General features: G+C 35.3%; 7 protein-coding genes. All 7 read left to right on the forward strand.

Annotation, left to right across the window (positions count from 1 at the left end; genetic code table 11):
- The first annotated feature begins 73 nt into the window (after window positions 1-73).
- The 7 genes from KM800_RS04390 (at window position 74) to nifJ (KM800_RS04420) (ending at window position 13,138) form a co-directional block, all read left to right on the forward strand.
- Window positions 74-649, forward strand: coding sequence for a DJ-1 family glyoxalase III (locus tag KM800_RS04390; RefSeq protein ID WP_217811961.1), 576 nt, complete (start codon window positions 74-76; stop codon window positions 647-649).
- Between the two features lie 173 nt (window positions 650-822).
- Entirely contained in the window at window positions 823-2,043 is a 1,221-nt protein-coding gene (locus KM800_RS04395; protein ID WP_217811962.1) for a M16 family metallopeptidase, read from the forward strand.
- 15 nt (window positions 2,044-2,058) lie between these two features.
- Window positions 2,059-3,786, forward strand: a complete 1,728-nt coding sequence (gene recJ / locus KM800_RS04400) for a single-stranded-DNA-specific exonuclease RecJ (RefSeq protein WP_217811963.1) — start codon at window positions 2,059-2,061, stop codon at window positions 3,784-3,786.
- Window positions 3,787-3,858: 72 nt separating this feature from the next.
- Window positions 3,859-4,926 (forward strand): undecaprenyldiphospho-muramoylpentapeptide beta-N-acetylglucosaminyltransferase, encoded by a 1,068-nt coding sequence (locus KM800_RS04405; RefSeq protein WP_217811964.1) that lies wholly within the window; start codon window positions 3,859-3,861, stop codon window positions 4,924-4,926.
- Between the two features lie 253 nt (window positions 4,927-5,179).
- The gene (locus KM800_RS04410; RefSeq protein WP_217811965.1) at window positions 5,180-5,605 is read left to right on the forward strand and encodes a flavodoxin; all 426 of its coding nucleotides are present in this window, start codon (window positions 5,180-5,182) and stop codon (window positions 5,603-5,605) included.
- A gap of 335 nt (window positions 5,606-5,940) precedes the next feature.
- Window positions 5,941-9,486, forward strand: a complete 3,546-nt coding sequence (nifJ, locus tag KM800_RS04415) for a pyruvate:ferredoxin (flavodoxin) oxidoreductase (RefSeq protein ID WP_217811966.1) — start codon at window positions 5,941-5,943, stop codon at window positions 9,484-9,486.
- A gap of 136 nt (window positions 9,487-9,622) precedes the next feature.
- Window positions 9,623-13,138 carry a pyruvate:ferredoxin (flavodoxin) oxidoreductase gene (gene nifJ / locus KM800_RS04420; protein ID WP_217811967.1) on the forward strand — a complete coding sequence of 1,172 codons (3,516 nt, stop codon included), beginning with the start codon at window positions 9,623-9,625 and terminating at the stop codon, window positions 13,136-13,138.
- Window positions 13,139-13,192: the final 54 nt, after the last annotated feature.

Genomic DNA, 13,192 nt, shown 5'->3' on the forward strand with positions numbered 1-13,192 from the left:
TTTATGTATTTGTAGAAAACAGTTATAATTATTATAATGTTAAAAGAGAGACTAAAATGTAGGAGGTATTATTTTGAAAAAAGCTATAGTATTACTTTCAGAAGGATTTGAGGAAATTGAAGCTTTGACACCTGTTGACATACTAAGAAGGGGAAAGCTAGGCTGTACAATATGTTCTGTAGATGATAAAAATGAAAAAACAAGCTCAAGAGGTACTACTGTAAAAACAGATGAAATATTGAAAAACATAGATGTAGATGAATATGATGCCGTTGTACTTCCAGGTGGTCTTCCGGGAGCAACCAATTTGAGAGACGATGACAATGTAATAAAGCTGATTTCAGAATTTAATAAAAAGGGAAAATTGGTAGCAGCCATATGTGCAGCACCTATAGTTTTGGATAAAGCGGGAATTATAAAAAATAAAGATGTAACATCCAATCCAAATTTTAAAGATGAGCTTAAAGAAGTTAATTATAAAGAAGAACTTGTAGTTCAAGACGGTAATATTATAACAAGCAGAGGTGCAGCTACATCAATTTATTTCGCTTTTAAAATACTTGAAAATCTTTCTGACATGGACACTGTGGAAAGAGTAAAAAAATCTACACTTATGAATCTAGTAGAACAGTATCATGAAAAGCAGTAAGTTTAAAAAATATTAACAAACTGTGAACTCGATAAAATAAACATTGCAATAGTGTCCGTCTATAATACGTACAAATCATATGCAGTGTTCATTCAACAGACGGACACATACATACTATATACCCCAAACCCACTTGTACACCATAATTATTAATTTGAAAAGTTGGTGATAATATGGAATATTGCACTTTGAAAAATGGAATCAAACTTATATACGAACACAGGCAGGGTGAAATAACATCACTTTGCATAGGATTTAATGCAGGAGCTCTGGAAGAAAAGGGTAGATTTAATTTCGGAACAGCACATGCATTGGAACATCTTGTATCAAAAGGAACATGTCACAGAACTGAAAATGAGATAAATGCGGAATTTGATGACATATTCGGCTTCGAAAATGCCATGACCAATTATCCATACACAATATACTACGGCAGTTGTTTGAGCAGGGATATGGAAAGAGCACTGGAACTCTATTCTGACATACTCCTGAATCCATCTTTTCCTGCATGTGGTTTTAAGGAAGAAATGAATATAATCCTTGAAGAACTTAAAGAATGGCATGGTGACATGTATCAGTACTGTGAGGATACACTTTTTAAAAATTGTTTTGAAAATAGAAGAATAAGGGAAATCATAATAGGTTCGGAAAAGGATATAAAACTTATAACACTGGATGACATAAAGAATTTTTATAAATGCTTTTATACACCGGATAATTGTGTAATAAGTTTCTCATCTTCCCTGGACTTTGAACTTGTTTGCAAGTTTGTTGAACAATATTTCGGGTCATGGAATACTGAATCCAACTGTTCAATATCAGATAAAATATATGAGAAAAATATATCTGGATTATATAAAGACAAATTAGAATCTCTTGAAGGAGTTAAAATTCAGTATGTATTTGACATTGGCAGCTTGAGTAATGAGGAATTCAAAGCTTTGCTATTGTTCAATAATGCATTTGGACAGGGAACAAGCAGCCTTCTTTTTCAGGAAATAAGAACAAAAAATGCTGCAGCATATGAGATAGGAAGTCATATAAAAAATGAGAGAGGCATAAAACTTCTGTCTATAAACATGGGAACCTCTGTGGAAAAAGTGGATAAATCCATTAGTACAATAAATGCCATTATAGATAATATTACGAGTAAAATGGACTGTTTCAAGCAGAAAGACATAGAAAAACTGGCAAGAAGAGTTAAACTTAAAAGAGAACTCAAGCTTGAAAGATCCATACAGCTCTGTAAAGAACTTACTACATATGAATTGATGTATGGAGATTATAAAAAACTCTATGAAGAAACGGAAAATCTACAGGGCATTTCCCGGCAAGATATATACGATGTAATAAAGAAGGTAATAAAAGAACCATCCATACAAATCCTCAATTGAAAAGGGAGTGTTTTTTTGCAGAAGCAGTGGATGCTTAGAAGACGAAAAACAGACAGGAATATTTTAAAAAAAATTAATATAAACCCGATTTTACTTTCCATACTTGCAAATAGGGGTATAACCAGTGAAGCAGATGTGGTGGATTTTATGAATCCTTCAATAGACAAATTACATGACCCTATTTTAATGAAAGATATGGATAAGGGAACTGACATAATAATTGATGCAATACATAAAAAGAAGAAGATAGCAGTGTATGGCGACTATGATGCAGACGGAATAACCAGTACATTTATACTGTACAGTGCATTTTCAAGCTGTGGTGCAGATGTAAAATATCATATACCTGACAGGGTAAAGGAAGGCTATGGTATAAATGAAGCGAGCATAGAGTGCCTTCACAGTGAAGGTTTTGATACAATTATAACTTGTGACAACGGCATATCGGCCATATCTCAGATTAAAAGAGCTAGGGAACTCGGTATGACTGTAGTTGTAACGGATCACCATGATGTACCATTTGAAGGTACTGATGAAATAATTCCAGATGCAGATGCTGTAATAGACCCTAAACAAAGAGAGTGTAAATATCCATTTAAAATGCTCTGTGGAGCAGGTATAGCATTTAAATTTGTGCAGGTAGTCTGCGATAAACTGGGAATGGACAAAAATAAAGCACTTGAATTTATTGAATATGCGGCTATTGGAACTATATGTGATGTAGTTGATCTTTTGGGAGAAAACAGAATAATAGCAAAATGTGGACTTGAAATGCTGAACGGAACTCAAAATTTGGGCATACAGGCACTTGTAGATGAAAATTCTTTAAATATTGGAAGTATAACTTCATATCATGTAGGATTTGTTCTGGGACCTTGTATAAATGCTACCGGAAGATTGGACAACGCAGTACTTGCATTGAAACTTTTTCTTTCAAAAGATAAGAAAACTGCCACAGAACTTGCAAAAAAACTCAGGGAATTGAATATGGAACGTCAGAATATAACTATGAAAGGACTTGAGGAAATAGTAGACGTAGTTGAAAATTCTGATTTGAAAAAAGACAGGGTGCTTGTAGTGTATAGAGAAGGTATTCATGAGAGTGTTGCCGGAATTATAGCAGGAAGGCTGAAGGAGAAATACAATCTACCCTCTATAGTACTCACAAATGGTGAGTTCATGGCAAAAGGGTCTGGAAGGTCCATAGATGAATACAATATGTTCGAAGAACTATCAAAGTGCCGTGACCTGTTTGAAAATTTTGGAGGCCATCAGATGGCCGCAGGAATGTCCATTAAACATGAAAATATAGATGAACTAAGAAGAAGATTGAATCAAAATTGCACACTTACAGAAAAAGATATTATACCAAAGGTCAGAATAGATAAGGCGCTACCACTTGAAAACATAAATTTTAAGATAATAAAGAATTTGAAATCTCTTGAACCTTTTGGAAAGGGAAATGCATCTCCTCTCTTTGCAGAAAGAAATATAGCTGTATTCAAGGCATATTTTATAGGAAAAGACAAGAATACGGTAAAACTTTTCTGCAGAGTGAAAAACAGTATGGAAAAAATGGATGCAATTATTTTCAATGGAGGAGAGAAATTCAGAGAATTTGTACCAAGTTTGAATTTCAAAACTATTTTTATGGATTTCATATTTTCTCCATCTATTAATGAATTCAACGGAAATACAAGTATTCAACTTATTGTCAGGGATTTTAGAATGTCAAAAATTTAGTGTGGACTATGTATGCAGCTGGATGTAAAATTAAACTGTGAATTGTGAATTGATATGTGGAGGGAAATAATTTTGAAGAAGATAATATTAACTGGCGGTGGTTCTGCCGGACATGTAACTCCAAATCTTGCACTTGTTCCTAAGCTTAAAGAATTGGGTTATGACATAGAATATATAGGTACCAGAAATGGAATAGAGAAAAAGATAATAAAATCTGCAAATATTAAATACTTTTCAATATCCAGCGGAAAATTGCGAAGGTATTTTGATATAAAAAATTTTACTGATCCCCTTAAAGTTTTGAAAGGCGTATTTCAGGCCTTTTTTATAATGAAAAAGGAAAAACCCAATATTGTGTTTTCAAAAGGAGGATTTGTATCCGTTCCAGTAGTAATTGCGGCCCATTTAAGTAAAATACCTGTAGTAGTCCATGAATCAGACATGACTCCAGGACTTGCAAACAGGCTTTCTGCCCCTTATTGCACTAAAATATGTGTTACATTTCCAGAATCATTAAATAAGATAAAAGATAAAAAGGGAATTCTCACAGGTACCCCTATACGAAAGGAGATTCTGGATGGCAGCAGGATAATTGGAAGAAGAATATGTGATTTTAAAGAGGATAAACCAATTCTTCTAATAATAGGAGGAAGCCTTGGATCAAAATTTATAAATGATATAGTCAGGGAATCTTTAAATGTACTTTTGAAGGCATACAATATAGTTCATATATGTGGAAAGGGAAATTTAGATAAAACTTTAGAAAACAGAAAAGGTTACATACAATTTGAATATGTAAATCAAGAAATGCCCCATTTGATGAATGCAGCTGATATTGTAATATCAAGAGCGGGAGCTAACGCCATATTTGAACTGTTGGCGCTAAAAAAACCTAATCTGCTCATTCCACTTTCACGAAAATCAAGCAGGGGAGACCAGATATTAAATGCTGCATCTTTTGAAAAAAGTGGATACAGTATGGTTTTGGGAGAAGAAAGTTTAAATTCCAAATTACTTGTAGAAAAAGTAGAGGAATTATACAAAAACAGAAATAATTATATAAATAATATGAAAGTTAGCAATATTGGAAATGGTGTGGACAGAATAGTAGCTATTATAAAAAAATATAGTATTCAATAAAATATTATTTTGTTAAATAATATTTTATGTTATAATAAATATTGTAGTCCATTACATCTCAAATAAATCAGCAATCATTAAGGTGTTTGATTGAGTTTGTATTTATATGGTCAATATGTTCTTTTATGTATTTTCATGGATTTTACTTTAAACAGATAAAACATTTTGTGAAAAAAATGATTATGTTTATAATTAAGGAATACATGATTATGGAACATCAAATGAAATATATTTGGAAGGTGGAGATGTTAATATGTCAAAAGTTGCAGTAATATACTGGAGCAACGGTGGAAATGTAGAAGTTTTGGCTGATTCAATTTCAAAAGGAGCAAAAAGTGCAGGAGCTGATGTAGTTATAAAACAAGTACAGGATGCAACGGTGAAAGATGTACAGGATGCTGATGCAGTAGCTTTTGGAAGTCCATCAATGGATAACAACAGAATCGAACAGAAAGAAATGGCTCCATTTATTAATGAATTCAAATTGCTTCCATCAAATAATAAAAAGACTGTATTATTTGGATCTTATGGATGGGACAAGGGTGCTTTTTTAAAAGATTTTAAAAAAATTGCAACTGATTATGGATTTAATGTAATAGGAGAATTGGCTGTTAACGAGTCCCCTAATGATGAAGAATTAAAAAGAGCAGAAGAATTGGGAAAATCACTTGCAAAATAATGCAGTGATATAATTGATTTTAACAATAGTGAATGACTAAAATCTTTCACTATTGTTATGAAATAGATTCAAGTAGCATATTAATACAGAACTTAAATAAGCGGTAATAACGCGTATATATTCATACACACTTAAATATTTTTACTAATACAGCAAAAAATTATAATTTACATATTGAGTTTTTTGTTGTAATATAAAGTTGTAATATAAAAGTGTGATATTAATTCAAATTTTGATTAATAGGTTTTATACGCTTTTATTATAAATTAGGTTGTTCAATAACAATATATGACCTTATATAACTATACCCTTAAAAAATAAAGGAGGAAATTTATATGTCAAGATCTAAACAATCAATGGATGGTAATACAGCCGCTGCACATGTAGCTTATGCGTTTACTGAAGTAGCAGGTATCTATCCTATTACACCATCAAGTCCAATGGCTGATGTCATTGACCAATGGTCTGCTGCAGGACGTGAAAATATTTTTGGTAATCAAGTTAATGTTGTAGAAATGGAGTCTGAAGCAGGTGCTGCAGGAACTGTTCATGGTTCTCTTGCTGCTGGAGCTATCACAACAACATTTACAGCATCACAGGGTCTTCTTTTGATGATTCCTAATATGTATAAAATTGCTGCTGAACAGCTTCCTTGCGTATTTGATGTATCAGCACGTACCGTTGCTACTCAGTCACTTAATATATTCGGTGACCACAGTGATGTATATGCTTGTCGTCAGACAGGTTTCGCAATGCTTGCTGAAACAAATCCACAGGAAATAATGGATTTAAGCCCAGTTGCACATCTTTCTGCAATTGAAGGTAAAGTTCCATTTATAAACTTCTTTGATGGATTCCGTACATCTCATGAAATTCAGAAAATAGAAAAATGGGATTATGAAGATCTTAAAGAAATGTGCAACATGGATGCCGTTAAAGCTTTCCGTGAACATGCATTAAACCCAGAACACCCAGCTATGCGTGGTTCCCACGAAAATGGAGATGTATTCTTCCAGCATCGTGAAGCAAGCAACACAACTTACGATAAATTACCAGCTGTTGTTGAAAAATACATGGCTAAGGTAAATGAAAAACTTGGTACAAACTATGACTTGTTCAATTACTATGGAGCTCCTGATGCTGACCGTGTCATCATCGCTATGGGATCTATATGTGATGTAGCTGAAGAAGTTATTGATTACTTAACAGCTAGGGGAGAAAAAATTGGAATACTTAAAGTTCGTTTATATCGTCCATGGGTATCCAATTCACTTCTTAAAGTTTTACCTAAAACAGCTAAAAAGGTTGCAGTTCTTGACCGTACAAAAGAGCCAGGAGCACTTGGAGATCCACTATATCTTGATGTAGCTACAACTCTTCGTGAAGCAGGACTTAATGACATAGTATTAACAGCTGGACGTTATGGACTTGGTTCTAAGGATACTCCACCTTCAAGTGTATTTGCTGTATATACTGAATTGAAGAAAGATGCGCCTAAAGCTCGTTTCACAATCGGTATAGTTGATGATGTTACAAACTTGAGTTTGCCAGAAGCTAAACCAGCTCCTATTACATCTGCACCTGGAACTGTAGAATGTAAATTCTGGGGTCTTGGCGGTGATGGTACAGTAGGTGCCAACAAGAACTCAACAAAGATCCTAGGAGACCATACAGACAAATATATTCAAGCATATTTCCAGTATGACTCCAAGAAAACTGGTGGTGTAACAATATCACATCTTAGATTTGGTGACAAGCCAATCAGAAGCCCATATTATATAAATCAGGCTGATTTTGTTGCATGTCATAATCCATCATATGTTGTTAAAGGATATAAGATGGTTCAGGACGTTAAACCAGGTGGAACATTTATGATCAACTGTCAGTGGTCAGACGACGAACTGGATTCTAAGATAACTGCTGATTCTAAGAAATACATAGCAGATAACAACATCCAGTTGTATACAATCAATGCTATTGACAAAGCAATTGAAATTGGTATGGGTAAACGTACTAATACAATTCTTCAATCTGCATTCTTTAAATTGGCAAATGTTATGCCAATTGATGATGCTGTTAAGTTTATGAAAGCTGCTGCTAAAAAATCATATGGTAAAAAAGGCGATGCAATTGTAGAAATGAACTATAAAGCAATTGATGCCGGTGTAGATGCTGTTCATAAAATAGATGTTCCAGCTTCTTGGAAGAATCCAGCACCAGACGCTCCAGCTCCAAAACTTGAGGGACGTCCAGAAACAGTTAAGATGGTTAAAAATCTTATGAATCCTATTACACTTATGGATGGAGACAGTCTTCCTGTATCTGCATTTGAAGAAAATCCAGATGGACAGTTTGAAATTGGTGCTGCTGCATATGAAAAACGTGGTACTGCTGTAAATGTTCCAGAATGGGATCCAAATAAATGTATTCAGTGTAATAGTTGTGCATTTGTATGTTCTCATGCAACAATTCGTCCATTTATGTTAAGTGAAGCTGAAGTAGAAGCAGCTCCTTCAAATATAAAAGTTGCTGATACTAAGCCAAAGGCTGGAAAATTCAAGTTTACAATGAGCGTAACTCCTCTTGATTGTATGGGATGTGGAGAATGTATTACCGTTTGTCCTACAAAGGCTATCAAGATGGTACCTCAGGAATCACAGTTAGACCAGCAGCCAGTATTTGACTACTTAGTTGCTAATGTAGGCAAGAAGCCAGGAGTACCAGCTGACACTACAGTTAAGGGTTCACAGTTCAATCAGCCACTTCTTGAGTTCTCAGGAAGCTGCGCAGGATGTGCTGAAACATCTTATGCTCGTTTGCTTACACAATTGTTTGGTGAACATATGTACATCTCAAATGCTACAGGATGTTCTTCTATCTGGGGTGGTCCTGCTGCAACAAGTCCATTTACAGTTAATAAAGATTCAAATATGGGTCCAGCTTGGGCTAACTCATTATTTGAAGATAATGCAGAACATGGATTTGGTATGTATCTTGGACAGAAGACACTTCGTGACCAAGCTATAGCTAAAATCGAGAAGATGGCTGCTTCTGACAAAGCATCTGATGAATTAAAAGTTGCTGCTAAGAAGTTTATAGAAACAAAAGATAGTACAAAAGAAAACACAGCTGCTGCTAATGCATTAGTAGCTGAACTTGAAAAAGCTGCTGCTGCAGGTTGTGATACTTCTAAAGCATTACTTGCAAGTAAACAGTACCTTGCTAAGAAGTCAGTATGGATTCTTGGTGGAGATGGATGGGCATATGATATCGGATTCGGTGGACTTGACCATGTACTTGCTTCAGGAGAAAATGTAAATGTCATGGTATTCGATACAGAAATGTACTCAAATACAGGTGGACAGGCTTCAAAGGCTTCCAACATCGGTGAAGTTTGTCAGTTCGCTGCTGCAGGTAAAGAAGTTGGAAAGAAGAGCCTTGCTGAAATAGCTATGAGCTACGGATATGTATATGTAGCACAGATTGCTCTTGGTGCAAACCCAGCTCAGACTGTTAAGACTATTTCAGAAGCAGAAGCTTACAATGGACCATCACTTATAATCGGATATGCACCTTGTGAACTTCACGGAGTTAAGGGCGGCATGAATCATTGTCAGGATGAGATGAAGAAAGCTGTAAAGGCTGGATACTGGAATCTGTTCTCCTTTAATCCTCTTCTTAAGGCTGAAGGAAAGAATCCATTCACTCTTACATCTAAACCAGGTGATGGAACTTATAAGGACTTCTTGAACAATGAAACACGTTATACTCGTTTGAAACGTGCATTCCCTGATCGTGCAGAGAAGTTGTTCGATAAATCTGAGGAATCTGCAAAAGATCGTTATGACCATTTGTTAAGATTAGTAGAACTTTATAAATAATAGTAAGGAGGAGCCTAAATCTAGACTCCTCCTTTTTATAAAAATTAATTAAAAACAAAAAAAGCTTTTATTATCTATGTATTAAGGGTAAAATTAAATAGTTCAATTCAATATCAAAAAAGGAGAGGTGTTTTTTATGGGAAGAAAAATGAAAACTATGGATGGTAATACAGCTGCAGCTCACATTTCCTACGCATTTACTGATGTAGCAGCTATTTATCCTATAACTCCATCATCACCAATGGCTGAACATGTTGATGAATGGGTTGCTCAGGGAAGAAAGAATATATTTGGACAAGAAGTAAAGGTTATGGAAATGCAGTCAGAAGCAGGAGCAGCTGGTGCTGTTCATGGTTCATTACAAGCAGGAGCATTAACTACTACTTATACTGCTTCACAAGGCCTTTTACTTATGATACCTAATATGTACAAAATAGCAGGTGAGCTTTTACCAGGAGTATTCCATGTATCAGCTAGAGCATTAGCTACAAATTCACTTAACATATTTGGGGATCATCAAGATGTTATGGCATGTAGACAAACTGGTTTTGCTCTTCTTGCAGAGAGTTCCGTACAACAGGTTATGGATCTTTCAGCAGTAGCACATCTTGCAGCTATAAAGGGAAGAGTTCCATTTATGAACTTTTTTGATGGATTTAGAACTTCACATGAAGTTCAAAAAATCGAAGTACTTGAGTATGACGAATTAGCAAAATTATTGGACAAGGATGCTGTAAATGCATTCAGAAGAAGAGCATTGAATCCAGATCATCCAGTAACTCGTGGTACAGCTCAAAATCCTGATATATACTTCCAGGAGAGAGAAGTAAGCAACAAGTACTATGATGCAATTCCAGAAATGGTTGAAGATTGCATGGCTCAAATAACTAAATTAACAGGAAGAGAATATCACCTGTTCAATTATTATGGAGCAAAAGATGCAGATAGATTGATAATAGCTATGGGTTCAGTCTGTGAAGCCGTAGAAGAAACAATAGATTATTTAACTTCAAAGGGCGAGAAAGTTGGTCTATTGACAGTTCATTTGTATAGACCATTCTCAATAGATCATTTCTTTAAATATATACCAAAAACTGTTAAGAAGATAGCAGTTCTTGATAGAACTAAAGAACCAGGTTCAATCGGAGAACCATTATACTTGGATGTTAAGAATGTTTTCTATGAAAACAAAAATTGGCAGCCGGTAATAGTTGGTGGTAGATATGGATTAGGATCAAAAGATACACTTCCAGCAGATGTTGCAGCTGTATATGAAAATTTGAAAGCTTCAACTCCAAAGAACGGATTTACTATGAGTATAGTAGATGATGTTACAAACACTTCATTGCCAAGAGGAGCAGAAATAGACGTTACACCAGCTGGAACTAAGGCATGTAAGTTCTGGGGTCTTGGATCAGATGGTACTGTTGGAGCAAACAAGAGTGCTATAAAAATCATAGGAGATCATACAGACATGTATGCTCAAGGTTATTTTGCATATGATTCAAAGAAATCCGGTGGTATAACAGTTTCACATTTAAGATTTGGTAAATCACCAATAAAATCCCCATATCTTATAGACAAAGCTGATTTTATAGCTGTTCATAACCAATCATATGTTCATAAGTACAATGTACTTGAAGGACTTAAAAAAGGTGGTAATTTCTTATTAAATACAATCTGGACTCCAGAACAGTTGGAAAAAGAATTACCAGCTTCAATGAAGAGATATATAGCAAACAATGATATAAACTTCTATACATTGGACGCTGTTAAAATAGCTCAGGCAATTGGACTTGGCGGAAGAGTAAACATGATCTGTCAGGCTGCATTCTTCAAAATTGCAGATATCATTCCAATAGCTGATGCTGTTAAGTATTTGAAACAAGCAGTTGTAACTTCTTACGGCAAGAAGGGACAAAAAGTTGTAGATATGAATAACGCTGCTATAGACAAGGGTGTTGGAGCAGTAGTCAAGATAAATGTTCCATCTTCATGGAAAGACGTACAGGATGAAGCAGCAGCTACAAAAGAAGCACCAGAATTCATAGAAAAGATCGTTTATCCTATGAACAGACAGGATGGAGACAAACTTCCAGTAAGTGCTTTCATAGGCATGGAAGATGGTACATTCCCACAGGGAACTGCAGCTTATGAAAAAAGAGGAGTTGCTATAAACGTTCCAGAATGGGATATAAACAAATGTATCCAATGTAACCAGTGTTCATTCGTATGTCCTCATGCAGCAATAAGACCAATTCTTACTACTGATGAAGAATTAAAGAATGCACCAGCTGAGTTCAAGGCTAAACCAGCAATGGGAGCTAAGGGACTTAACTTTACAATGATGATTTCCCCACTTGATTGTGCAGGATGTGGAAACTGTGCTCAGATATGCCCAGCTAAGGAACCGGCTCTTACTATGAAACCAGCAGGCACTCAGCTTAAGAATGTAGAAGCTTGGAATTATGCAATGTCAGTATCACACAAAGCTAATCCAATGAAGAATAAATACAATGTAAAAGGAAGTCAGTTCGAACAACCATTACTTGAGTTCTCAGGAGCTTGTGCAGGATGTGGAGAAACTCCATATGTTAAGCTTATAACTCAATTATTTGGTGACAGAATGATGGTTTCAAATGCAACTGGATGTTCATCAATCTGGGGTGCATCAGCACCAGCAACTCCATACACTACTAACTACAAAGGCGAAGGTCCAGCATGGGCTAACTCATTATTCGAGGATAACGCTGAGTTTGGTTTAGGTATGTCACTTGGAGTTTCACAGATGAGAAGCAAACTTGTTGATGATGCTAAAAAGGCAATAGAAGCTGGAGTAAGTGCAGACTTAAAGGCAGCTTTTGAAGACTGGATAGCAAATATTGACGAGGGTGAAGGTTCAAGAGAAAAAGCTGAGAAGTTAACAGCTGTTCTTGAAAAAGAAAAGAAAAATGATATCTTATTAAATGAAATATATGAAAACAAAGACTTCTTCGTTAAGAGATCACAATGGATTATTGGTGGAGATGGTTGGTCTTACGATATAGGATATGGTGGAGTTGACCATGTTCTAGCATCAGGAGAAGATGTAAATATTCTTGTACTTGATACAGAAGTTTACTCAAACACAGGTGGACAATCATCAAAAGCTACTCCAGCAGCAGCTATTGCTAAGTTTGCAGCAAGTGGTAAGAGAACTAAGAAGAAAGATCTTGGAATGATGGCTATGTCTTATGGATATGTATATGTTGCACAGATATCCATGGGTGCTGACAAGAACCAGACATTAAAGGCTATACATGAAGCAGAAGCTTATCATGGACCATCTCTTGTAATAGCTTACGCACCATGTATCAACCACGGATTAAAAGCTGGAATGGGCAAGAGCCAATTGGAAGCTAAAAAAGCAGTTGATTGTGGATATTGGGCATTATATAGATTTAATCCAGAATTGAAGAATGCTGGAAAGAATCCATTTGTTCTTGATTCAAAGGAACCAACTGGAGATTTCAAGGAATTCTTATTAGGTGAAGTAAGATATGCTTCTCTTAAGAAACAGTTCCCAGATCAAGCAGATGCATTATTTGAGAAAACTCATAAAGATGCAATTGAAAGACTTGAAGGATACAAAAAACTTGCAAGTGAAAAATAATATAGCAGTATAATATGAAAGGATACCGGATTATCCGGTATCTTTTTAATATTT

It is taken from the genome of Clostridium tyrobutyricum, from assembly GCF_019144085.1.
GTDB lineage: Bacteria > Bacillota > Clostridia > Clostridiales > Clostridiaceae > Clostridium_B > Clostridium_B tyrobutyricum_A.